Genomic DNA, 22,832 nt, shown 5'->3' with positions numbered 1-22,832 from the left:
TTGACGCCCCTGAACCACGCCCGCTCCACGGTGTGTGGGTCGACGGCGGACGGGATGGGAGCTGGACAACTGCATCGGCTCTCGGAACACCCCGAGCATGCCTACCAATCACGCCGACCCACCGGGCAACTCCAAGATCCCCGACAGAGTCAAGCTCAGCTATGGACTGTCTGTTTGACGCCGTCCTTGTCGGTGATGCTGACGGAAACGCGCCACCGCGTCCGCTTGTCGGCCTCGATCTTGACCGTACCGCCGAACTTCCGGCCATCCAGGTCTTTCGCCTTCATCGAGGCACCGTAGGTGGCGCTGTCGTCACACACTTCGATCCCGGCGCGCAGCGCTGTCCCACTACTGACCTGCAGACCACCCGGGGGACCGAGACAGTCATACCGCACGGACAATGCGGCAATCCGGTCCGCAGCCACGGGCAGCTTCACCGTCCCCGGACCCAGCCGGCCCGGTGTCTTAGCGCCCTTGTCAGGATTGTCCGGATCGGACACCAGCGCCGCCTTCGAGGCACTCGGCGAAGGCGGCGTACTCTTCCCGCCGCTGCACCCGGACACCACAGCGGCGGACACCATCAGCAGAACGATCCCTGCGCTGCGCGTCAGCTTTTCCCGTGCCACGTCTCGCGGCCCTTGTAGACCAGCCGCGCCGATCCCTTGCGCAGCACCTTGGTTGTGCAGTTGGGCTCGGTCTGGTTGTAGTTCCACTTCGTGTACCTAACCTTCGCCCCGGCGTGCAGGTAACCGTGCCTCATCGTATTCGGCACCTTCCACGACCACGTGTAGGTGGAGCTGTTCGTCCACTGCCAGGCGAAGTGGTAGTCGAACTCAGCCGACGCCTTGACCATCACCACCTTGGCTTCGCCGGAGATCGCCCCGCCGACCGTCGACGTCGTCGTCTTCCCCTTGTGGAAGGTGATGCTGATCGTCGTGCCGCTGTCGCCGCCGGAACGGGGTTCCATGTCCCTGTAATAGTTGTAGCTGCCCGAGAAGTCGTAGCCCTTGTCGGGCGGGCATGTCATCGGATGGGCCGTCCCGGCACTGGCGGGTACAGCACCCACAGCGGCAAGTGCGGTGACGGCGCAGCCGACTGCGACGATCTTGGGTATGGAACGCACGTGTTTCCCCCGTGCTTCTCTCGATGAAAGCGGCCCCGTCGACCGCCAGGAACTGACCCTAGGGCGCAACTCTCCTGCCAGTCACGGCAGTTGAGTGAAACCTGAGGTTCAGGTCACCCTAAGGGTTGTCCCGTAAGTCATCTTGGAGTTGTCGTGGATGCGGCGACCGGAGCGCGATCGGTTCCGCTATCCGTTGAGGGCGAGGTTGTGCAGGCGGGCGATGCCGAGCGTGGCGTAATGGACGCCGTCGCCTTTCAGGCGGCAGTCGCGGAGGATCTTCCAGCCCTTCATGCGGGCGAAGGTGTGCTCGACGCGGGCGCGAACTCGCTTGTGGGAGCGGTTGTGTTCCTCCTTCCAGGCGGGGAGTTCCTCGCCCTTCGTTCCTCAGCGCGGGATGACGAGTCCGGTGCCCTGGTAGCCGTGGATCTTGAGAGTGACCCACCGGCATCCTGCCGTACAGCAGCCAGATACAGCAACCACAGCAACCGGTCCCACCCCGTGGCGTCCCCTTGGGGCCGATGCGAGACCTGTATGACCGTCTCCGATCGAACTCTGTAGAGCTACGGATCAGAAGGCTTCTGACCTCCATGGCTGACGACGCCGGACGGGAGCCCTGTACCGCAGCCGCTCCAGCCGCCGGCAGCAGTCGTAACAGACTCGGACCGAACTCCTGAAGCGGCGTCGTAAGAGGGCCAGCGCCTCCACCTGCTGCGGTCGCTACGCTCGGACTTGTGAGCGAAGACGCCCGACTCATAGCGAACCACCGAGTTCACCTCGTGCCCGTTGTGTTGGCCTTGGCCAATCCACCATGGCAGGGGGACGTGTGGCTCGACCCGTCGACGTTCGAAAACCTGGACCATGTTTTCCACACGCTCTTCGACGACTTCTGTGACGCCGACGAGCCGGACCGGTACCTCGGAGTCAGCCTCCGAAGTGACGAAGAGGTCGTTCTGATGAGAGAGCTCGGTGTCGCGCTCAACGCCGCGGCGGCCGAGGCGCCCAACGACACGGACGCGGAGTATCTCCAGGCCTCTTCCTGGCCGGAAGTCGTGGCAATCGCCGGACGCCTCGCTCAGGTCATGGTCGCGAACGACCTTAGGGAACTCGCCGTGCTGCTCGACGACGCGGCCGTGCCAGACCCGTGCCAGATCGTGCGGGGAACCACAGGGCACAGCGGAGAACGGGCAGGAGGAGATCCAAGCTCCGAGACGGCGTCGCCACAGATCAGCCCGGCAACCACTCGTAAACGCCCCTAGCTTCCCAAGCTGATGTGCTCCCCGCGGACCTCGCACTTGTGTCTCTGCCCTCACTGTGACGGGGAGGTCGTTCAGCGTGGCGTCGCATTAGTCCCGGCCCTATGGCGGCACTCTGGCGACCCATCAAAGGCCGGCTGAGGAGATAGGCCCGTGACGAGGATCGACCAAGTGCAGACGTCAAAGCTTCCAACCGGCTACGCCCAGTTGGCGCTGAGTCCTGAACACCTTCTCGATGCCCCTCTGCCTGAGCTTCTCGCGGAGCTGGACGTCACGCTTGATGAGTCTTCGATCACTGACCCAAGCTTCACGGGTGCTGCCGTGATCACCCGAGACCGTGTGATTCTTTCGATGAGGGCAGGTCAACCGGACTGGGAGCGCGACGCCGTTGCACGGGCGCTGTTGGGGCGCGTACTCGACGTGCCGTTGTCGCCGTTGCCTGATCCGTACCGCATGAGTGAGGTCTGAGCCGGTCGAGTGTCTGGGCCGTCTCTGGGCCGTCCGAGGCCGCTCGACAGCAGCCAACGACGACCACTGTCGACCTCTCAGGCGCAGGCACCCGCCCGCCTGACCAGCAAAAACCCAGCTCACCCAGATCCCCGACAAGACCCAGGGCAAGAAGAAGTAAGCCGGCCGAAGTAGCCCCCTACCTGCGGATTTTCCGTCAGGAGGGGGCTCTTCCATGCGCTGGGACCGTGTCCGGGCCCTCGTGCTCAGATGCGGCGCAGCATCCCCCGGCCCCAGAGCGTGCATGCGGGAACATGGATGTAGCGGTCCACGTGCACGCGCCCTTCGCGCCCGATGAGCGGATGAGATGAGTCTGGAAGGCATGGTCGGCCTGCGCGCGACCATCGACGATGTCCGGGTAGCGCTCCCGTCGCTGAGCGGCGATGAATGGGCTGCTCCGAGCGCCGCCACCGGCTGGTCGGTCAAGGACGTCGCCACTCACATGGCCGATTTGCTGAGCCTCCTGATGTCCGCGGTGAGGGGCGAAAGCGGGGAACGTTGCAAACGCCAAGGTGGCGCACACGTCAACGCCGCGCCGCAGTTTTCTGCTCAGGAGGGGCTGCCGGGGCGGACCGTGAGGTAGGTCCACCGGCTCCACACGCTGCCGGTCTGTGCACCCTTGGTCGGCGGCGTGTAGGAGCCGCGGATGCGGTAGTGGTCGTTGCTCGTGAAGAGATTCAGAGCCCGGCCGTAGCCGTACCAGCCGTCGGAGTACAGGGGCACGCACCTTTGCGCGGTGACCTGGTGCCAGGCCCCCGAGTAGTAATGCTCGAGGTACACCGACGTGCAGCCGTCCGACTGATGGGGTGTGACCTGGAGGTCGAAACCCATGTTGACTTCGGACTTGTAGAACACCTGGTACGTGGTGGATCCGATGCGCGTGGTCCCGGTCGGCCACTGCGTGTTCGTACGGACCGTCGGTGTGAGGGTCGTACCGGTCGTCACGGTGCGCGGCGCGTAGCGGTAGTCCCCCGCGAAGGCCGCGCTGAAGACGGTGTTGCGGGTGGCCTTGTAGTACGCGACGAGGTTTCCCTGCGCGTCGACCTTGCCGCTCTTGAGCTGCGTCCGCGACGCGCCCGCAGGCTGGTCGTACAGCGTCACGAGGCGTGAGTTGTACGTGGTCCCCAGGTGCGCGGTGACCTTGACGGTCGCGCCGGAGTGGTACGACTTCGCGTCGGTCGCCACACTCAGGCTCGGAGTTGCCCGGGACACCTGCACCTTCGCCGACGCCGTGACCGGAAGGTAGGACGTGCCACCGTCGTAGGTGAAGGCGTAGGTGTTCGCTCCGCCGGCCTGTGGAGTGTCGTGGAAGGCGAAGCTGCCGTCGGCGGCGACGGACACGGTGCCCGCCGAGTAGCCGGAGGGGTGCGCCAGGTCGGTCTTGACGACGTGGACCGCGCCGGTCGTCACATGTGCGTGCGGCCAGGTGAGTTGCCCGGTGACGGTCAGCGGTGCGGCCCGGTCGGCGGCGGAGGGAGCAGTCAGCGCCATGGTGGGCGCGTACTTGGCGACGGGGATGTCGAAGGTCTGGTCGGCCGGGGCGTAGTGGCCGCCTCCGGAGTAGTCGACGTGGAAGCTCAGTGGGCCGGTGAGGGGAGCGGTGCCGGCGACGTAGTAGGAGCCGAAGAAGTCGACCGGTCCGTGTGCCGGGGTGGTTGTCGGGTCCGGGATGAGCACACCGTCCGGGTCGGCGTCGTCGTAGCGCGTGATCCGTACGGTGCCCGGGATCATGGATTGCCCGGCGTCGAGGCTGAGGGGCGAATCGAAGCCGGCCCGGAACGAATAGGTCTCGCCGGGAGCGAGCGGATCGGTGGTCGAACGGCCGTAGAGACGGACCCAGGCGATTTCCGGGTTCTGGACTGTCCGGAGCGTCGGTGTGCCCGTGGCGGCGTTCACGCCCACGGCGTAGAGCCGGCTTCCGTCCGGTGCCCAGGCGAGGCCGTGTGCCGCCAGACGCAGCGGGGAATGGATCTCGTACTGGTGGTAAGAACCCTCGCCCGTTTCCGGAAACGTCTCGAACCCGTTGGGGCGCTCGCCGTTGGCCACGGTGCCGTCCGGGGCCACGGCAACCCCGTTGGGGCCCATGGCCATGGCGAATCGCCCGTCCGCCGCCAGGTCCGAGGTGCGGAACCGATTGTTCGTCCAGTCGGCCTGGGACGAGACCGCCAGGTGCTGCCCGTCCGCCGTGACCCTGACATCGGTCAGGCCGGGGACGGGCAGGGTCTTCGCGGCTTGCCGTGTCAGTGCTCCGCCCTCGGCCCGGTACGTGGCGAAGGCGGCGGTGTCGCCCGTCTGCACGGCAGCCGCGAGTACGCCGGAGGGCGTCGGGGTCGTCGCCAGCATGGGCGGTGCTGCCCAATTGCCGGAATCCTGAGGCAAGGTGACCGTACCGGCTCCGTTCACGGACCCGATGCCGCCGGCGCCCGCCGTGCCGTACCCGAACCAGAGGGTGCCCCCGGCGACGGCCAGCGAGTCCGGGTGGGTGCCGGCGCCCGTGCCGTAACGAGCCGCCTCGGTCAGGCTCTCGGTGTTGATCGCTGCGATCGCGTCCTGGTCCGGGAGGGACGCGTACAGCGCGGATCCGTCGTCGGACAGGGCGAGCCCGGTGGCACCCGGCTCACCACTGATCATCGTCGGGTTTCCGCCGTCGAGGTCGGTGACGAGAATGCCGTCGGTGCCGGCGCCGCCGCTGATGAACAGGTGCCCGTGCGGAGCGTCCACGAGCATGTGCGCGAAGTGCGCGATCGGCAGCGGTACGTCCGACGCCCCGTACGACTCGTACGCGCCGGGACCAATGACAGTCGTCAGTCCCAGGAGCAGCGCTGCGGCCGACGGCGTCGAGAATCGCGCCAGTTTCATGAAAGGCCCCCACCCAACCTTCACGATCAAGGAGCGCAACTTAGCACGGGAGAAGCTCGGTTCTGACGGCTGGGGGAGGCGTGCGATGGGCCGGCGAGGAGGTTCGGCGTTCGGAGAACCGCACCATTCGTCTCGTCGCGCTCCGTGACGGCGGCTCGGGTCTTGTTGATCGCCGCGACCAGATCCTTGACCGAGCACCGCGCGTTCGCGGTGCCGCCGGCATGGGCGACGGGTGCCGGAAGTACCGTCACGGCGCCGGCCGCCAGGTGTGGGGCGACAAGATCAACCCGCAGAACTTCCAGCGCAAGGCGCGCGGAATCGAGGGCTTCCTGGTGAAGACCGGTGAGAGGCGCACGGCCCAGCCCGGGAAGCCGGCCGAGCTCTTCCGGGTGGGCTCGGCCCCGTCTCTGTATTCACCTAGGAAGCGGTCGGGGCAACGTGCCCGGACCGCCGGCCTCGCCGACGAGACTCCGGTGTTCTAGCAGGCCGACCACGACAGGCCGCCCCGGGCGCCATCGGTTTCACCAGATCGACAGCGGTACCGGGTGGATCTCGTCCGCCCGGTGGCCCGTGCGTTCGTGGATGCGTTGGATCGCTTCGGCCGAGGGGGCCTCGGACAGGCAGTAGACCGTGCCGGACCCGGGGTCGGCCCAGGCGCGTTCGAAGTGCACGCCCTCGTCCTTCTCTATGGCCTGGTCGGCATCGTGGGCCTGCTGCAGCTGCTCGGCAGTGATGCCCTTCCACCCGTGGTGGACGTCCATGAACTGGGTCATGGCCTCACACCTCTTTCCTGCTCCCTGCCTGTGCCCCCTCCTCCCCTTCATGCTGCGCCTCGGCGGGGTGGAGGGCGAAGGCCCCCGGTGATCTCTCGCACCGGAGGCCTTCGTCGTCGTATCGGATGTGAGGCGTCAGCCGCACTGGCAGGGATTGCCGGACTGGCACCCGCAACCACAGCCCGAGCCACAGCCGCACGCGCCGAAGAGCGGGAGGCTCCTGGTCTCGGTGGGCTGGTCGGTCTCGCGCTGCTGGGTGGGGTCGGGCGTGGTGCTGGGGGATTCGGCCATGGGTCCCCTCCTGGAGGCTAGGGCCTGGTGCCCTTTGCCCACTTCATGCCCGGTCCGCCGGGCGCATGAACGGCGCACAGTGGCGTCCACGCGCCCGGGAAGGGCAACGCGCGACGCCGGGCAACCCTTCGAGCGCCCGCGGTCCCTGCCCGCGGCCCCGAGCCCCCGGCCCGGGAGGGCTACGCCCCCTCGACCCCCGTCACCGGCTGGATGTCGTCCGCGTGCTCACCCGTCACCAGGAACACCACGCGCTTGGCGACCGCCACCGCGTGGTCGGCGTAGCGCTCGTAGTAGCGACCGAGCAGGGTGACGTCGACGGCGGTCTCGATGCCGTGCTTCCAGCGCTCGTCGATCAGGTGCTGGAAGAGGGTGCGGTGCAGGAGGTCCATCTCGTCGTCGTCCTGCTCCAGCTGGAGCGCGAGGTCGACGTCCTTGGTGATGATGACCTCGGCCGCCTTCGCCATCAGGCGCTGGGCGAGCTGGCCCATCTCCAGGATCGTGGCGTGCAGGTCCTGCGGGACCGCGCGCTCCGGGAAACGGAGGCGGGCGAGCTTCGCCACGTGCTGGGCGAGGTCGCCGGAGCGCTCCAGGTCGGCGGACATACGGAGCGACGTGACCACGATCCGCAGATCCGTCGCCACCGGCTGCTGACGGGCGAGCAGGGCTATCGCCCGGCCCTCGAGGTCGTGCTGGAGCTCGTCGACCTTCTTGTCCGCCTCGATCACGCTCTCGGCCAGCTTGAGGTCGGAGTCCAGGATGGCCGTCGTGGCGCGCCCGATCGCCGACCCGACCAGCCGGGCCATCTCCACCAGTCCGTCGCCGATCGAGTCCAGTTCCTCGTGGTACGCGTCCCGCATCAGGGTTCCCTCTCGTACGTGTTCTTCGGGGGTTCCGGGGGCCGGGGCCCGTGGCGAAACCACCGGTACGAACCCCACGCTCCCACGTTCCGGCCCCGACGCGTCCGTTTCTGCCACCTCAAATGAACCATCACTGGCTCCAAGGTGAACTCTGGGCGACGAGTGTTCGAGCTCGCACCTCGACGGCTGTGGGGATGTCGTACGTCATGCCTAACCTGGATGCATGGACGTGAACGCGGCGGTCGCCGCAGCGGCAGCGATCGCCGGGGTGCTTACCGGTGTCATCGCCATGCTGGCGTTCCGCTGGAGCGAACGCGACCAGAAGCGACCGACCAGGACTTCTCTGCACACCGACCCCGTGCTCCCACCGGGCGTGGACACCGTGCTGTCCGTGCTCCGGTCGTCGGCGGTCGTACTCGACGAGGGCGACGCCGTCGTCAAGGCGAGCTCCGCGGCCTACGCCCTCGGGCTGGTGCGCGGCGGCAAGCTCGCCGTGGAGCCCATGCTCCAGATGGCCCGGGACACCCGGCGGGACGGGGAGATACGCCAGGTCGAGCTGGATCTGCCGAGGCGGGGCACCGGCCGGGGCGAGGCCCTCGCGGTGTCCGCCCGTGTGGCGCCGCTCGGCTCCCGGCTCGTGCTGCTCCTGGTCGAGGACCTCACCGAGGCCCGCCGGATCGAGGCCGTGCGGCGTGACTTCGTCGCCAATGTCAGTCATGAGCTGAAGACCCCGGTCGGGGCGCTCTCCCTGCTGTCCGAGGCCGTCATGGACGCCTCCGACGACCCGGAGGCCGTGCAGCGCTTCGCCGGCCGCATGCAGATCGAGGCCACCCGGCTGACCAACCTGGTGCAGGAGCTCATCGACCTCTCCCGGGTCCAGAACGACGACCCGCTGGAGGACGCCGAGCCCGTCCGGGTGGACGAGCTGGTCGCCGAGGCCATCGACCGCTGTCGCCACCAGGCCGGTACGAAGCAGATCACCATGGCCGCCGGCGGCACCGCCGACCTGCATGTGTGGGGCAACCGCGGGCAGCTCGCCGCCGCCCTCGGCAACCTCGTCGAGAACGCCGTCAACTACTCCCCGGCCCGGACCCGCGTCGGCATAGCCGCCCGCCGGGTCGGCGCATCCGGCGGCGACATGATCGAGCTCGCCGTCACGGACCAGGGCATCGGCATCACCGAAAAGGACAAGGAGCGCATCTTCGAGCGCTTCTACCGCGTCGACCCGGCCCGTTCCCGGGCCACCGGCGGTACCGGTCTGGGTCTCGCGATCGTCAAGCACGTCGTCGCCTCGCACGGCGGGGAGGTCACGGTGTGGAGCGCCGAAGGCCAGGGCTCCACCTTCACCCTGCGGCTGCCGGAGGCGGGCGTGGCCCGTGACCGCGCCCTCCAACACCCCGACCTCGACGAAGAGGCCGGACCCACCGCACACTCGTCCCCCGAGTCCTCCCACTCGGCCGCATCTCACCAATCCCCCGACTCAACCGCGTACGAAACGCTTCCCGCCCCGGAGGTCCTTCCGTGACCCGAGTGCTCGTCGTCGAGGACGAGGAGTCCTTCTCCGACGCCCTGTCGTACATGCTCCGCAAGGAGGGCTTCGAGGTCGCCGTGGCGGCCACGGGCCCCGACGGACTCGACGAGTTCGAGCGCAACGGCGCCGACCTCGTCCTCCTCGACCTGATGCTGCCGGGGCTGCCCGGCACGGAGGTGTGCCGCCAGCTGCGCGGCCGCTCCAACGTCCCGGTGATCATGGTGACCGCCAAGGACAGCGAGATCGACAAGGTGGTCGGCCTGGAGATAGGAGCCGACGACTACGTCACCAAGCCGTTCTCCTCGCGGGAGCTGGTCGCCCGCATCCGCGCCGTGCTGCGCCGCCGCGGTGAGCCGGAGGAGGTCACCCCGGCCGCCCTGGAGGCGGGCCCGGTCCGCATGGACGTCGACCGGCACGTGGTGACGGTCTCCGGCTCGAAGGTGGACCTCCCCCTCAAGGAGTTCGACCTGCTGGAGATGCTGCTGCGCAACGCCGGCCGCGTCCTGACCCGTATGCAGCTCATCGACCGCGTCTGGGGTGCCGACTACGTCGGCGACACCAAGACCCTTGATGTCCACGTCAAGCGCCTGCGCGCGAAGATCGAGCCGGACCCGGGTGCGCCGCGTTACCTGGTGACCGTGCGTGGGCTGGGCTACAAGTTCGAGCCGTAAATCGTCCACCTGGACTGACACGAGTGAAGGGCGGTACCCCCGAGGGGGCCGCCCTTCACTCGTGCGGTGGGGTCGTACGGCCGATCAGTGGCCGGACGGCGTGACCGACGCCGACGCCGAGTCGTTCGGGGTGGACCCGGTGGCGGACTCCGTCGCGGTGGCGGTCGCGTGCTTGCCGGGCTTGGCGCTGGTGGACGCCGAGGCGCCGGCGGCGGCCGAGGGCGAGGCCGAGGGCGTCGGGATCTCGCTCGGGCCCCATTCCGTGAAGTAGTGGGTGGCCGGGACGACGAAGGCGCGCAGGCTCACGTCACCGGTCTGGCTGAAGGTGAAGGTGATCTTCTGGGCGTTGCCGTCCTGGACCGACTCGCGGCTGCTGGCCAGCACGGCGGAGGCGTTGTTCTTGCCGCCGAGGATGAGCCGGCCACCGGCCGGGACGGTGAGCGATCCGCCCTTGGCGGGGGAGAGCTGCGCGGTCTTGCCGGTGCCGGGCACGACGAGCGACTGCAGCGTCTGCGGCGTGGTGCCGGTGTTGAAGATGGTCGCGGAGATCACGGCCGGACCGGTGGACTGCAGATCGGGCTGCGTGATGACGGTCGCGTTCTGCACCTTGATGGTGCCGACGCTGGTCGCCGCGTTGTCCGGCTTGACCTCCAGCGTCTGGGAGTCGTTGCCGGCAGCGCAGGCGGCGAGCGAGGCGATCGAGAAGGCGATGGCGGAGGCGGCGAGGGCGCCGCGTCGAAGGCTGCTGCTCACGGCGGCGGCAACTCCTTGAACGCACGGGCGGCCTTCCTTATAAAGCCACCCTAAGTGTCTGTCAGCGGCCATAGGTTACCGAGCCGTTCCGGAGCGCTGGCACCCGACCCTCCCCCAACCTCACAGGCTTCGCTCGTGCAGGGGGTACCCGGGCGCCACAAGTGACTGCCGAGTCACTTTGACTCGGGGCTTGTCCGGCATTCACATAAGGCGTCTCGCAAAATTTCCGTGAAGCAATGCGAGGCCGAACCGGAATTGATCACGTACCGCTCAGTCTGCCGCCCGTGATCAATTCCGGAAACGTCTCGTACCCGACTCAGGCCAACCGAACGGAGTAGCGGAAGTCGCACGCCTGGGAGCGGACAAATGTGGACGTTCAGCCACTTGGAGGGGCCTCCGGATGTGTGTAACGTGCGCGTTTCACCTCGCCCGAAGAGCGGCTCCGACCTGCGAATACCTGCTTCCGCCAGCCTTCCGAAGCACGTTCCTGTTGCTGTTGTCAAGCCCCGAGATATGCCCTGACCTGCGAAAACGCCATTCAGAAGACGCCGTATCCGTGTTACCCTGGATAGCCACGGAAGGGGTACCTGTCACATGACGTTCAAGGTTGGCGACACCGTGGTCTATCCCCATCACGGGGCCGCGCTGATCGAGGCCATCGAAACTCGCCAGATCAAAGGCGTGGACAAGACCTACTTGGTGCTGAAGGTCGCCCAGGGTGACCTGACGGTGCGTGTGCCAGCGGACAATGCTGAGTTCGTGGGCGTGCGTGATGTGGTCGGTCAGGACGGGCTGGACCGGGTCTTCGAGGTGTTGCGCGCGCCGTACGCCGAGGAGCCCACGAACTGGTCTCGTCGTTACAAGGCAAACCTGGAGAAGCTCGCCTCCGGCGATGTCATCAAGGTCGCGGAAGTCGTGCGTGACCTGTGGCGTCGCGAGCGCGAGCGTGGACTCTCCGCCGGTGAGAAGCGCATGCTCGCCAAGGCTCGCCAGATCCTGGTGAGCGAGCTCGCTCTTGCGGAGAACACGAACGAGGACAAGGCCGAGGCCCTGCTCGACGAGGTCCTCGCGTCCTGACGCGAAGCCGGCTGCGCCCGCTCTGCTCAGCACAGTGAATGCCGCGGTGCCCGATGACGTGACTTCTGTCGCCGGGCGCTGCGGCATGTTCGTACTCGGATGCCGTACGCCTGTCACGTACTCGGATCCCCACACTCGAAACCCTCGAAACCGTTGAGTCGAGTATCGGATCCATCGAGTATCAAGTCGAAGGGATTTCCCCCCGATACATGGCGTGCCGGGCCCGGGCAGCAGGCTAGACCGGTGTCACGGAAGGGTCCGGTCAAGGCGTCGCGCCCGGCACTTCCCAGGCCATACCCACGTAGGCCGAGCACACAAACCTGACAGGAACCGATGTCTGACGATTCGCGCCCTTCGCCCGCGGAGTTGCGTACGGCCGCGGTGATTCCGGCCGCCGGCCGGGGCGTACGCCTCGGCCCGGGCGCCCCCAAGGCACTCCGCACGCTGAACGGCACTCCCATGCTCATCCACGCGGTGCGCGCGCTCGCCGCGTCCCGTGCCGTCTCCCTGGTGATCGTCGTGGCCCCGCCGGACGGCACCGCCGAGGTCAAGTCGCTGCTCGACGCGCACGCGCTGCCCGAGCGGACGGACTTCCTGGTCGTGCCCGGCGGGGACTCCCGCCAGGAGTCGGTGAAGCTGGGGCTGGACGCGCTCCCGCCCGACCACGGCATCGTCCTGGTGCACGACGCGGCCCGTCCGCTCGTGCCCGTGGACACCGTGGACGCGGTGATCGAGGCGGTGCGTGACGGAGCTCACGCCGTCGTCCCCGCGCTGCCGCTCGCCGACACAGTCAAGGAGGTCGAGCCCGCGACGGTGGCGGGCGAGCCCGAGCCGGTGCTGGCCACGCCCGAGCGTGCCCGGCTGCGCGCCGTACAGACACCGCAGGGCTTCGACCGGGCGACGCTGGTACGGGCCCACGAGACCGTCACCGACGACGTCACCGACTGCGCCGGCCTGGTCGAACGGCTCGGGGAGCCGGTCGTGGTGGTCCCCGGCCACGAGGAGGCCTTCAAGGTCACCCGCCCGCTGGACCTGGTCCTCGCGGAGGCGGTCCTGGCCCGCCGGAGGCTGAACGATGGCTTCTGACACGGTGCTTCCCCAGGTCGGCATCGGCACCGACATCCACGCCTTCGAAGAGGGCCGTGAGCTGTGGTGCGCCGGCCTGAAGTGGGAGGGCGAGGGGCCTGGCCTGGCCGGTCACTCCGACGCGGACGTCGTCGCCCACGCCGCGTGCAACGCGCTCTTCTCGGCGGCCGGCCTCGGTGACCTGGGCCGGCACTTCGGCACCGGGCGCCCGGAGTGGTCGGGCGCGTCCGGCGTCACCCTGCTCACGGAGGCGGCCCGGATCGTCCGCGAGGCGGGTTTCCGCATCGGCAACATCGCGGTCCAGGTCGTCGGCCCCCGCCCCAAGATCGGCAAGCGCCGGGACGAGGCCCAGAAGCTCCTCTCGGAGGCGGCCGGGGCCCCGGTCTCCGTCTCCGGCGCCACGACCGACGGCCTGGGCTTCCCGGGCCGGGACGAGGGGCTCATGGCGGTGGCCACGGCACTGGTCGTCCGGGTGGACCCGGCCGGCCCCTCCGGCGTCTGAGGACACGAGCCACGGCGCACCGGAACGAAATGGCCGCCGAACCGCCGGAGGCAAACGTCACGAATTCGTGGTCCTTCGGCGGAAGGTCGCAAGGCACTACCCGGCGCCCACTACCCTGGAGTGGTGACTATTCGGCTGTACGACACCAACGCCCGGCAGATCCGTGACTTCGCCCCGCTCACGCCGGGTTGTGTCTCGATCTACCTGTGTGGTGCCACCGTGCAGTCGGCGCCGCACATCGGGCACATCCGGTCGGGCCTCAACTTCGACATCATGCGCCGGTGGTTCGCCTACCGGGGCTACGAGGTGACGTTCGTCAGGAACGTCACCGACATCGACGACAAGATCATCGCCAAGGCGGCCGAGCAGAGCCGCCCGTGGTGGTCGATCGGGTACGAGAACGAGCGGGCGTTCGACGCCGGTTACACGGCGCTCGGCTGCCTGCCGCCGACGTACGAGCCCCGCGCCACCGGCCACATCACCGAGATGATCGAGATGATGCAGGGCCTCATCGAGCGCGGCCACGCCTACGAGGCCGACGGCAACGTCTACTTCGACGTGCGCTCCTTCCCGCAGTACCTGGAGCTGTCCCGGCAGGAGCTCGACAACCTGCTCCAGCCCTCCGGCGAGGGCGAGACCGGCAAGCGGGACCCGCGCGACTTCGCCATGTGGAAGTCCGCCAAGCCCGGCGAACCGACCTGGCCGACGCCGTGGGGACCCGGGCGTCCGGGCTGGCACCTGGAGTGCTCGGCCATGGCGCACAAGTACCTGGGCAGTGCCTTCGACATCCACGGCGGCGGCCTCGACCTGATCTTCCCGCACCACGAGAACGAGATCGCCCAGGCCAAGGCCTACGGCGACGACTTCGCCCAGTACTGGGTGCACAACGCCTGGGTCACCATGGCCGGAGACAAGATGTCCAAGTCGCTGGGCAACAGCGTCCTGGTCTCCGAGATGGTCAAGCAGTGGCGTCCCATCGTGCTGCGCTACTACCTCGGCACCCCGCACTACCGCTCGATGATCGAGTACAGCGAGGACGCCCTGCGCGAGGCCGAGTCGGCGTTCGCGCGGATCGAGGGCTTCGTGCAGCGCGTCGTCGAGCTGGCCGGGGGCGTCGTCGAGCCCTCCGCCGAGGTGCCGCCCGCGTTTGCCGAGGCGATGGACGACGACCTCGGTGTCCCGCAGGCACTGGCCGTCGTGCACACCACCGTCCGGCAGGGCAACTCCGCACTCGCCGCCGACGACAAGGAAGCCGCCGTCGCCCGCCTCGCCGAGGTGCGCGCCATGCTCGGCGTCCTGGGCCTCGACCCGTTCGACCCGCACTGGGCCGGCGACGGCGCCGACCGCGGCGAAACCGTGCTCAACAAAAACGTGCACGGCGTGGTCGACAGCCTCGTACGACTGGTCCTCGACCAGCGCGAGGCGGCCCGCTCCCGCAAGGACTGGGCCACCGCGGACGCCATCCGCGACCAGCTCAACCAGTCCGGTCTGGTGATCGAGGACAGCCCGCAGGGGCCGCGCTGGAGCCTCGGCCAGCGCTGAGGCCCACCGACGGTCCGGTGATCGATTGTGCCGCCCGGGTGTCCGGGCGGCACACTGCATATACACGTACGCACGCTTCCGTAGAGAACAGGTAGGTCATGGCCGCGAACAACCGCCGCATGTCCGGCAAGAAGGGCGCGCAGGTCGGCAGTGGCGGCCAGCGGCGCCGGGGCCTCGAGGGCAAGGGGCCGACCCCGCCCGCCGAGATGCGCAAGGGACACGCCAAGCAGCGTGCCGCGAACGCGAAGGCGCGTCGCGCCGCCCAGGGGCGCACGCCGCAGCGCCGGGGCGGCGGCAAGGCGTCCTCCGAGCTGGTCGTCGGCCGCAACCCGGTCGTCGAGGCGCTGCGCGAGGGCGTGCCCGCGAGCACCCTCTACGTCCAGCAGTTCATCGACAACGACGAGCGCGTCCGCGAGGCCCTGCAGCTCGCCGCCGAGCGCGGGGGCATCAACCTCATGGAGGCCCCGCGCCCCGAGCTCGACCGTATGACCAACGGGCTCAACCACCAGGGTCTGGTCCTGCAGGTCCCGCCGTACGAGTACGCGCACCCCGAGGACCTCGCCGACGCCGCCTACGACGAGGGCGAGGACCCGCTGATCGTCGCCCTCGACGGGGTGACCGACCCGCGCAACCTCGGCGCCGTCGTCCGCTCCGTGTCCGCCTTCGGCGGCCACGGCGTCGTCGTGCCCGAGCGGCGCGCGGCCGGCATGACCGCCGGCGCCTGGAAGACCTCCGCCGGTACGGCCGCCCGTACGCCCGTCGCCCGCGCCACCAACCTGACGCGCGCCCTGGAGGCGTACAAGAAGGCCGGGATCGTGGTCGTCGGCCTCGCCGCCGACGGAGAGGCCGAACTCGGCGACCTGGAGGCCCTGGAGGGCCCCGTCGTCATCGTCGTCGGCAGCGAGGGCAAGGGCCTGTCCCGACTGGTCGGCGAGACGTGCGACTTCCGGGTGCGGATCCCGATGCCGGGTGGCGCGGAGTCGCTCAACGCCGGTGTGGCGGCGGGGATCGTCCTGTACGAGGCCGCTCGGCGCCGGAGCTGACGGCGGGTCGGCCGAGGAGCCGACGACGGGTCGGCGAGCAGCCGACGACGGCTGCGGGCGCGCTTGAACGCGCGTCCGCAAGTTCACCCGTACGGGCCAAATCCGGCGTCCAGGGCAACCTTGACGCGGTCCGGACAGATCCGACCGGTCAAAGCAGTGTCCTAACTCCACGTCACTCGGTTAGATGAGTGTGGACACCAGAACACCCCGCACACCCACGGGGGACCGCTCGTCGGGATTCGACGACGCTCCCGCGCTGAGCATGGTGAAGGTGCCGAGCGATCCGGCGCAGGTCATCGTCAATCACGCGAGCTTCCGCGTGCAACTGGGCGTATCGACGCGGCGTAACCAATCCCCGCGGGTCGCACGGCACTTGAGCGCCACCGAGCACACCGCCCGCATCCCGGTCACCGGCACGGCGGGCAGAGCGGCCCCGGCCGCACGCCGGCGCCGCCCCGTCGTCTGGAGCGGCAGGTCCGCACCCGACGACACCGGCGCCCACCGGCTGCTCCAGGCCGTGCGGGGCGGCAGCGTCCGCTATGCCGACGACCCGTCGGTCGAGGCCGGGGCCACCCGCGTCATCCCGCGCGTCGGTCTCGGCGGCGGCTACGGCGGCGTCGGTTACGACGACTTCGACCGGACCGTCGAGACCCCCGTCGTCGGCCCCCAGCGCGCCCCCGCCTCCGGCGAGAAACGTCTGCTGCCCCCCATGCGCACCGTGGGCAGCGCCTACGACGAGCCCGCCTACGACGAACATCCCTACGCCGACGGCGAGTTCGAGGACTACGAGGAACCGGCCCAGACGCCCCCCGCACCCCGGACCAGGCGCCACGCCGAAGACCCGGCCCGGCACGCCTACTACCCCGGCCGCCGGTTGAACCTCGGCGTGGTCCTGCTCCCCCTCCGGATCTTCCTCGGCTTCATCTCCATCTACGCCGGCATGGGCAAGCTCTGCGACCCCGTCTACTTCGACGGCGGCAAGCGCGGCTCCATGGTGAAGTGGCTCAACACCCTGCACCCCTGGGAAGTCGCCGAGCCGCTGCGGCAGTTCGCGCTCCAGCACCCGGTCGGCTCGGGGCTCGTCATCGCCTTCCTCCAGGTCGTCGTGGGCGTCCTCACGATCCTGGGCTGCTGGCAGCGGGTGGCCGCGGTCTTCGGCGCGCTGCTCTCCGCCGCGCTCATCGTCACCGTCAGCTGGAAGACCGTCCCGGCCTACGACGCGCCCGACATCATCTACCTCGCCGCCTGGTCCCCGCTGATCATCGCCGGCGCCCCCGTCTACTCCGTCGACGGCCGCCTCGCGGGCCGCGCCTGGCGCACCCTCGGACCCCGCTCGGACATCTGGGAGCTGCGCCGCTACGTTCTGCGCCGCGGCGCCCTGATCACGGCCGTCACCGTCGGCCTCACCCTGCTCATCGGCTCCCTCCTGGGCGGCGCCGTCCGCGACTCCAGCCGCGTGGTCGTGCCGGGCCCCGGCGAGGCCCCGCGCAACAATCTGCCTGGCTCCCCGCTCCCGGAGGAGCCCGCCAAGCAGCGCCAGAAGGCTCCGGCGGCCTCCACCTCGCCGTCCGGCGGCGCGACGGCCTCCACCTCGCCGTCCAGCGCGGCGACGACGCCGGGCGCGGCCCACTCGTCCGGCGCCGCCACCGGTGGCGCCCCCAGCCAGACCCAGGGCACCGTGGGCCAGGCCCCGCCGCAGCACACCTCCCCGGCCGGCCGGGCCCCCAGCACCACCTCGGGCCCCACCTCCGGCGGGACCGCGACGGGCGGCACCGGCTCGACCGGCGGCACGGGCACCGGCGGCGGCAGCACGTCCTCGGGCCAGCCGGGCCTGGTGGGCGGCCTGCTGGGCTAGCGGGAGCGGCCGGAGAAGGGGCCCCGCACCTCGTGGTGCGGGGCCCCTTTCGACGTACGGGACCGCGTTTCTACGTACGGGACTACGCCGCCGTACAGGACTGTGGCGCGTGGGCGCGGCGAGCCGCAACGGCCCCGCAGACGACCACGACCGTCAGCGACCCAGCGCCGCCAGCTCCTTCGCGGCCTCCGTCAGATCCTTCGCCGTGTCGATGGCCCGCCAGTACGCCCCCTGCGGGATCGGGAAGCCCGCCAGCCGGCGCTCGCGCGCCAGATGCGGGAACGTGGTCCGCTCGTGGTCGCCCCGCTCGGGAAGCAGCCCGGCGAACTCGGGCGAGAACACGTAGACGCCCGCGTTGATCTCGAAGGTCGACGGCGGGGCCTCGATGAAGTCCGTGATGTGCCCGAAGCCGTCCGTCTTCACGGCACCCCAGGGAATGCGCGGTCGTGCCAGCGCAAGGGTCGCGACGGCGTCGCGCTCGGTGTGGAAGTCCGCCATCTCGCGCAGCGAGAAACGGGTCCAGATGTCGCCGTTGGTGGCGTACCAGGGCCGGTCCGGGTGGGGCAGACGGGCGGCCGCGTACTTCAGGCCGCCGCCGCGGCCGAGGGGCTCCGTCTCCACGACGGTGGTGACACCGACCGGCAGGTCGGCCGAGTCCAGCCACTTCTGCAGGACCTCGGCGAGGTGGCCGCAGGAGACCACCACGTCCGTCACGCCCTCCTCGGCGAGCCAGGACAGCTGGTGGCCGATGATCGGGGTACCGGTGCCGGGGATCTCGACCATCGGCTTGGGCCGGTCGTCGGTGTAGGGACGCAGCCGTGAGCCCTGGCCACCGGCCAGGATGACGGCTTGAGTGGGGCGCGACGCGGCGTTCGGATGGGTCATGCCCGAACTGTACGTGGCGCCCCGCTCGTGAATTTCACCTGCAACCGTTCCTTAACCAGCCGTTACCGAGCTCCCAACCACCGCTTGCCGGGAAGCCGCGGTCGGGTGCGGGTGCGGTCGGCCGGGTGCGGTGCGGTCGGCCGTATGTGGACCGGTCAGCTGTGTGCCGCCAGGACGCCGGAGGCGAAGGAGGTGTCGCAGACCGGGCGCGCGTACGCCTGGGCGCGCGAGGCGCCGTACATGCGGACCGCGGCGCGGCCGAGGGCGCGGGCGATGGAGGTGCAGTGCTTCGCGAGCGACGGGTGGCCGTTGACCGCCTGCTGGAGGTGGGTGAGGACCTCGCCGGGGTTCTTCTCCTGCAGCTCGGTCATCAGCTGGTCGCGCAGCACGTCCTGTGGGGCGCGGGAGACGGCACCGGCCCGGGCGGACGACACCTCCGCCGAGGAGACGTCCGAGGCGGTGAGCACCGAGTTCCGGGGGCTCCCCGTCCAGTTGACTCGGGTGACCGCGAGGGTCCCGGAGAGCACCAGGACGACGGGCAGGACAAGGGCGAGGGTGCGGCCGATCCGGCGGGCAGGACCCCGGTGGCCGCGTCGCGTCTGTTGGGTGGTGGAGTGCTTCACGCGTGTGAGGTTAGCGCCCAGTAATGATTTGGCGACATTTGGTCACCGTTTCGAGGGACGAAGTCGTGCCCCCTCACGGGTGACGGGTTGACGTACGCCGATCGAAATGAACGGTCTTGCCGGGGTATCCGGCGGCGATGGAAAGGGCCCCGCAGCGGTCTGCGGGGCCCTCATCGTCAACCTGGGTGAATTACCCGGGGTTGTTCCACTCCATGCGCGGTCCGAGCGACCGTGCCGGACGGTGCCGGACGGTGTCAGCCGGTGTCAGTCGGAGAGGCGCTCGCCCGTGGAGGTCGAGAACACGTGGGTCTCGCCCGGCCGCGGCACGACGTGCAGCTGCGCGCCCTTCTCCGGGACCTGACGGCCGTTGACGCGGACCACCAGGTCCTTCGTCTGGCCGCCGACCTCGGCGCTGCCGTAGACGTAGCCGTCGGCGCCCAGCTCCTCGACGACGTTCACGGAGACCGCGAGACCCGCCGGGGCGTCCTCGGTGTCCTTGGACAGGGCGGAGGCGGCGGCGCCGTTGTGCTCGACCACGTCGAAGTGCTCGGGGCGGACGCCGACCGTGACGGTGCGGTCACCCTTGTCGGCGGCGGCCTTGAGGGCCTCGCGGTTGACCGGGACGACGCTGTTGCCGAACTTCACGCCGCCGTCGGTGATCGGGACCTCCACCAGGTTCATGGCGGGGGAGCCGATGAAGCCCGCGACGAAGAGGTTGGCCGGGCGGTCGTACATGTTGCGCGGCGAGTCGACCTGCTGGAGCAGACCGTCCTTGAGGACCGCCACGCGGTCGCCCATCGTCATGGCCTCGACCTGGTCGTGGGTGACGTAGACGGTGGTGATGCCGAGACGGCGCTGCAACGAGGCGATCTGCGTACGGGTGGAGACACGGAGCTTGGCGTCCAGGTTGGACAGCGGCTCGTCCATGAGGAAGACCTGCGGCTCACGCACGATGGCGCGGCCCATGGCGACACGCTGGCGCTGACCGCCGGACAGGGCCTTCGGCTTGCGGTCCAGGTACTCGGTGAGGTCGAGGATCTTCGCGGCCTCCTCGACCTTCTGCCGGATCTCCGCCTTGTTGACGCCGGCGATCTTGAGCGCGAAGCCCATGTTGTCGGCGACCGACATGTGCGGGTAGAGCGCGTAGTTCTGGAACACCATGGCGATGTCCCGGTCCTTCGGCGGCAGGTGGGTGACGTCGCGGTCGCCGATGCGGATGGCGCCGGCGTTGACGTCCTCGAGCCCCGCGAGCATGCGGAGCGAGGTGGACTTGCCGCAGCCGGACGGACCGACCAGGACGAGGAATTCGCCGTCCTCGATCGCGATGTCGAGACCATCGACGGCGGGCTTGGTGGAACCCGGGTAGATCCGGGTCGCCTTGTCGAACGTGACAGTGGCCATGGTGAATGGGCCCCCTTCTACCGGCAGGAACGTGCCGGACGATCCGAGTAGGAAGGTGGTTGGTGTAGTCCACAAGAGTGGACTGGGTCAGGACGGTACCTGGCGTTCACCGGTCTGTCAGTAGCTGGAGGACTGTGAACTTCGCGGAAATTTTCGACGAGACGCCCCGGGGACCTGGGTACACTGCACGGGCACGTACGCACCACGCACGCGTACAGGCCTCCTTAGCTCAGCTGGTCAGAGCGCCGCTCTTGTAAAGCGAAGGTCGTCGGTTCGAATCCGACAGGGGGCTCCGTACGCCGAAGGCCACCCGCAGATTTCTGTGCGGGTGGCCTTCGGCGTTCGTGGGGCGGGCGGTCAGCCCGTGCGCAGGAGGGTCGCGAGGACCTTGCGCAGGGCCGCCTCCGGGTCCGGTACGGCGCCCGGTGCCCGCCAGGCCACGAATCCGTCCGGGCGTACCAGGACCGCTCCGTCGGCCGTGGTGCCGTGGACCCGTGCCCAGTCGTCGGTGCCGGAGTCGTAGGTCAGGTCGGCGTCGGGGCCCGGGCCGATCCGGTACGCGTCGAGCCGTACGCCGTCCCGGTCGGCGACCCGGCGGGCGGCGGCGTGCCAGCCCGCGTCGTCCGGTGCGTCGGTGAGCAGGACCAGTGAACGCTCGTAGAGGTCGATCGTGGAGATCCGCTCGCCGGCGCGGTGCAGCCACAGGTGGGGGGCCCGGCTGCCGGGCCGGCCGGCGAGGTCCATGCCCTCGGGCACCACCGGCTGCGCCGGGTCGGCGTCGATGACGGCGCCCTTCGGGTAGCAGTAGCCGAGGACGACGGGCAGGATGCCGCCCTTCTTGTTGCCCACGCCGGGGCTCGGCGAGAAGCCGGGGTGGCTGTGCTCCACGGAGCGGGCCGAGGCGCGGGCGCTGGTGGCGACGGCCACCGGGCGGCGCTCGGTGTCGTAGGTCTCCAGCAGGTGCGGGCCCGCCCAGCCCTCGAGCACGGCGGCGAGCTTCCAGGCGAGGTTGTGCGCGTCCTGGATGCCGGTGTTGGAGCCGAAGGCGCCGGTCGGGGACATCTCGTGGGCGGAGTCCCCGGCGAGGAACACCCGCCCCTCCCGGTACCGGTCGGCGACGCGTTCGGCGGCCCGCCAGGACGCCTTGCCGGTGAGCTCCACATCGAGGTCGGGGACGCCGACCGCACGGCGGATGTGCCGGGCGAGCCGGTCCTCGGTGAACTCGTCGAGCGTCTCGCCGCGCTCGGGGTGCCAGGGGGCGTGGAAGACCCAGCGCTCCTTGTTGTCGACGGGCAGCAGGGCGCCGTCGGCCTCGGGGTCGGTGAGATAGCAGCAGATGAAACGCCGGTCGCCGACCACATCGGCAAGGAGCTTGGACCGGAAGGTGACGCTGACGTTGGCGAACAGGTCGCCCGGCCCGGTCTGGTGGATGCCGAGCCGGTTGCGGACGGGGCTGCGCGGGCCGTCGGCGGCGACGAGGTAGTCCGCATGGACGGTGTAGCGCTCCTCGGTGCCGCGGTCCCGGACGATCGCCGTCACCCCTTCGGCGTCGTGCTCGAAGGCCTCCATCTCATGGGAGTAGCGCAGGTCGCCGCCGAGCTTGCGGGCGCTGTCCAGCAGTACCGGCTCCAGATCGTTCTGGCTGCACAGGCACCACCCCGTGGGGCTGAACTTCGCCAGTCCACCGCTGGGGTCGATGTGTTTGAACAGCCACTCCCCGGCGTCGCCGACCAGCGTCGGGGCCTGCAGGATGCCGTGGTTGTCCGCGAGCAACGAGGCCGCCGTATGGATGTCCGGCTCGATGCCCGCCACTCGGAACAGCTCCATCGTCCGGACGTTGTTGCCGCGTCCGCGCGGGTGGTGGGAGGTGCCTGAGTGCCGCTCGACGAGCATGTGCCGCACACCGAGACGGCCCAGGAAAAGGGACATGGACAGGCCCACCAGAGAGCCGCCCACGATGAGGACGGGGACCCGGTGGTCGGCTTTTCGATGCATCGAAGCCTCCAGAGGCAGGGGTGCGCGCATGAGGCGCCTGTGAGTTTCCATGCCCTCTCGGGCCTTGTGGGAGCGCCTCGGCACGCCCAATCACCCACGTGGTTCATACGAGTCGCGCACTGCTGGGGACCGGCACAGGATCAAGGAACGCTGACGTCGCGTCACCCGCGGCCGACGTCCGCCCCTGCCCTGTGAAGGAGATGTG

23 protein-coding genes, 1 tRNA gene and 1 pseudogene are annotated in these 22,832 nt (G+C 69.5%); 13 read left to right on the top strand and 12 right to left on the bottom strand.

Features of this window, described 5'->3' with window-relative positions; genetic code table 11:
• Positions 1 to 155: 155 nt before the first annotated feature.
• The 3 genes and pseudogenes from Q8A52_RS06585 to Q8A52_RS06575 form a co-directional block, all read right to left on the bottom strand.
• Entirely contained in the window at positions 156 to 626 is a 471-nt protein-coding gene (locus Q8A52_RS06585; protein ID WP_316749791.1) for a hypothetical protein, read from the bottom strand.
• Positions 608 to 1,123, bottom strand: a complete 516-nt coding sequence (locus Q8A52_RS06580) for a hypothetical protein (protein WP_316749789.1) — start codon at positions 1,121 to 1,123, stop codon at positions 608 to 610. Before Q8A52_RS06580 ends, Q8A52_RS06585 begins: the two co-directional genes overlap by 19 nt.
• 186 nt (positions 1,124 to 1,309) lie before the next feature.
• A pseudogene (locus Q8A52_RS06575) lies at positions 1,310 to 1,543 on the bottom strand (transposase family protein); the annotation flags it as partial.
• 311 nt (positions 1,544 to 1,854) lie between these two features.
• Between Q8A52_RS06575 and Q8A52_RS06570 the strand changes: the two are divergent.
• From Q8A52_RS06570 to Q8A52_RS06560, 3 genes are all read left to right on the top strand, one after another.
• Positions 1,855 to 2,379: an SCO4402 family protein gene (locus Q8A52_RS06570; RefSeq protein WP_316749786.1), complete on the top strand. Its 525-nt coding sequence runs from the start codon at positions 1,855 to 1,857 to the stop codon at positions 2,377 to 2,379.
• 150 nt (positions 2,380 to 2,529) lie between these two features.
• The gene (locus Q8A52_RS06565) at positions 2,530 to 2,844 is read left to right on the top strand and encodes a hypothetical protein (protein ID WP_316749785.1); all 315 of its coding nucleotides are present in this window, start codon (positions 2,530 to 2,532) and stop codon (positions 2,842 to 2,844) included.
• A 346-nt stretch (positions 2,845 to 3,190) separates the two neighbouring features.
• Complete coding sequence (locus tag Q8A52_RS06560) at positions 3,191 to 3,466, top strand: maleylpyruvate isomerase N-terminal domain-containing protein (protein ID WP_316749783.1); 276 nt, start codon at positions 3,191 to 3,193, stop codon at positions 3,464 to 3,466.
• Here Q8A52_RS06560 and Q8A52_RS06555 read toward each other — a convergent pair.
• The gene (locus Q8A52_RS06555; protein ID WP_316749781.1) at positions 3,433 to 5,742 is read right to left on the bottom strand and encodes a hypothetical protein; all 2,310 of its coding nucleotides are present in this window, start codon (positions 5,740 to 5,742) and stop codon (positions 3,433 to 3,435) included. The genes Q8A52_RS06560 and Q8A52_RS06555 overlap by 34 nt on opposite strands.
• A gap of 221 nt (positions 5,743 to 5,963) precedes the next feature.
• Here Q8A52_RS06555 and Q8A52_RS06550 point away from each other — a divergent pair, with 221 nt between their 5' ends.
• Positions 5,964 to 6,224 carry an NrtR DNA-binding winged helix domain-containing protein gene (locus Q8A52_RS06550; protein WP_316749779.1) on the top strand — a complete coding sequence of 87 codons (261 nt, stop codon included), beginning with the start codon at positions 5,964 to 5,966 and terminating at the stop codon, positions 6,222 to 6,224.
• A 39-nt stretch (positions 6,225 to 6,263) separates the two neighbouring features.
• Here Q8A52_RS06550 and Q8A52_RS06545 read toward each other — a convergent pair whose 3' ends face one another.
• The 3 genes from Q8A52_RS06545 to phoU all read right to left on the bottom strand — a co-directional run bounded on the left by Q8A52_RS06545 (position 6,264) and on the right by phoU (position 7,663).
• Positions 6,264 to 6,515 (bottom strand): SCO4226 family nickel-binding protein, encoded by a 252-nt coding sequence (locus tag Q8A52_RS06545; protein WP_316749777.1) that lies wholly within the window; start codon positions 6,513 to 6,515, stop codon positions 6,264 to 6,266.
• A gap of 135 nt (positions 6,516 to 6,650) precedes the next feature.
• Positions 6,651 to 6,806, bottom strand: coding sequence for a hypothetical protein (locus tag Q8A52_RS06540; protein WP_263210210.1), 156 nt, complete (start codon positions 6,804 to 6,806; stop codon positions 6,651 to 6,653).
• A gap of 179 nt (positions 6,807 to 6,985) precedes the next feature.
• Positions 6,986 to 7,663 (bottom strand): phosphate signaling complex protein PhoU, encoded by a 678-nt coding sequence (gene phoU / locus Q8A52_RS06535; RefSeq protein WP_316749774.1) that lies wholly within the window; start codon positions 7,661 to 7,663, stop codon positions 6,986 to 6,988.
• A gap of 223 nt (positions 7,664 to 7,886) precedes the next feature.
• Between phoU and Q8A52_RS06530 the strand changes: the two genes are divergently transcribed.
• Entirely contained in the window at positions 7,887 to 9,188 is a 1,302-nt protein-coding gene (locus Q8A52_RS06530) for a sensor histidine kinase (RefSeq protein ID WP_316749772.1), read from the top strand.
• Entirely contained in the window at positions 9,185 to 9,865 is a 681-nt protein-coding gene (locus tag Q8A52_RS06525) for a response regulator transcription factor (protein WP_010358452.1), read from the top strand. The genes Q8A52_RS06530 and Q8A52_RS06525 overlap by 4 nt, the downstream gene beginning before the upstream one ends.
• 84 nt (positions 9,866 to 9,949) lie before the next feature.
• On the opposite strand, the gene Q8A52_RS06520 is transcribed toward Q8A52_RS06525, so the two are convergent.
• Positions 9,950 to 10,618: a DUF461 domain-containing protein gene (locus Q8A52_RS06520; protein WP_316749770.1), complete on the bottom strand. Its 669-nt coding sequence runs from the start codon at positions 10,616 to 10,618 to the stop codon at positions 9,950 to 9,952.
• A gap of 594 nt (positions 10,619 to 11,212) precedes the next feature.
• Here Q8A52_RS06520 and Q8A52_RS06515 point away from each other — a divergent pair.
• The 6 genes from Q8A52_RS06515 to Q8A52_RS06490 all read left to right on the top strand — a co-directional run bounded on the left by Q8A52_RS06515 (position 11,213) and on the right by Q8A52_RS06490 (position 17,723).
• Positions 11,213 to 11,695, top strand: a complete 483-nt coding sequence (locus Q8A52_RS06515) for a CarD family transcriptional regulator (RefSeq protein WP_003953493.1) — start codon at positions 11,213 to 11,215, stop codon at positions 11,693 to 11,695.
• Positions 11,696 to 12,028: 333 nt separating this feature from the next.
• Positions 12,029 to 12,781, top strand: coding sequence for a 2-C-methyl-D-erythritol 4-phosphate cytidylyltransferase (gene ispD, locus Q8A52_RS06510; RefSeq protein ID WP_316749768.1), 753 nt, complete (start codon positions 12,029 to 12,031; stop codon positions 12,779 to 12,781).
• On the top strand, positions 12,771 to 13,283 hold the full coding sequence (gene ispF, locus Q8A52_RS06505; protein WP_316749766.1) for a 2-C-methyl-D-erythritol 2,4-cyclodiphosphate synthase: 513 nt from the start codon (positions 12,771 to 12,773) through the stop codon (positions 13,281 to 13,283). Before ispD ends, ispF begins: the two co-directional genes overlap by 11 nt.
• A 123-nt stretch (positions 13,284 to 13,406) precedes the next feature.
• Entirely contained in the window at positions 13,407 to 14,825 is a 1,419-nt protein-coding gene (gene cysS, locus Q8A52_RS06500) for a cysteine--tRNA ligase (protein WP_316749764.1), read from the top strand.
• Positions 14,826 to 14,923: 98 nt separating this feature from the next.
• Positions 14,924 to 15,868 carry a 23S rRNA (guanosine(2251)-2'-O)-methyltransferase RlmB gene (gene rlmB / locus Q8A52_RS06495; protein ID WP_316749762.1) on the top strand — a complete coding sequence of 315 codons (945 nt, stop codon included), beginning with the start codon at positions 14,924 to 14,926 and terminating at the stop codon, positions 15,866 to 15,868.
• Positions 15,869 to 16,052: 184 nt separating this feature from the next.
• Entirely contained in the window at positions 16,053 to 17,723 is a 1,671-nt protein-coding gene (locus Q8A52_RS06490) for a DoxX family protein (RefSeq protein ID WP_316749760.1), read from the top strand.
• Positions 17,724 to 17,876: 153 nt separating this feature from the next.
• Here Q8A52_RS06490 and Q8A52_RS06485 read toward each other — a convergent pair whose 3' ends face one another.
• The 3 genes from Q8A52_RS06485 to Q8A52_RS06475 form a co-directional block, all read right to left on the bottom strand.
• A complete protein-coding gene (locus Q8A52_RS06485) occupies positions 17,877 to 18,608 on the bottom strand; it encodes a nucleotidyltransferase family protein (protein ID WP_316749758.1) in 732 nt (243 codons plus the stop codon).
• A 155-nt stretch (positions 18,609 to 18,763) separates the two neighbouring features.
• Positions 18,764 to 19,231, bottom strand: coding sequence for a hypothetical protein (locus tag Q8A52_RS06480; protein ID WP_316749756.1), 468 nt, complete (start codon positions 19,229 to 19,231; stop codon positions 18,764 to 18,766).
• A 264-nt stretch (positions 19,232 to 19,495) separates the two neighbouring features.
• Positions 19,496 to 20,632 carry an ABC transporter ATP-binding protein gene (locus Q8A52_RS06475; RefSeq protein ID WP_316749755.1) on the bottom strand — a complete coding sequence of 379 codons (1,137 nt, stop codon included), beginning with the start codon at positions 20,630 to 20,632 and terminating at the stop codon, positions 19,496 to 19,498.
• Positions 20,633 to 20,850: 218 nt separating this feature from the next.
• Between Q8A52_RS06475 and Q8A52_RS06470 the strand changes: the two genes are divergently transcribed.
• Positions 20,851 to 20,924: transfer RNA gene (locus Q8A52_RS06470), tRNA-Thr, on the top strand.
• Positions 20,925 to 20,989: 65 nt separating this feature from the next.
• Here the strand turns inward: Q8A52_RS06470 and Q8A52_RS06465 are convergent.
• Complete coding sequence (locus tag Q8A52_RS06465; protein WP_316749753.1) at positions 20,990 to 22,627, bottom strand: FAD-dependent oxidoreductase; 1,638 nt, start codon at positions 22,625 to 22,627, stop codon at positions 20,990 to 20,992.
• Between the last annotated feature and the right edge of the window lie 205 nt (positions 22,628 to 22,832).

It is taken from the genome of Streptomyces herbicida (assembly GCF_032656585.1).
Classification (GTDB): domain Bacteria; phylum Actinomycetota; class Actinomycetes; order Streptomycetales; family Streptomycetaceae; genus Streptomyces; species Streptomyces herbicida.
Note: the sequence above shows the minus strand (reverse complement) of the source record. Positions and strands in the feature narration are given on the sequence as shown.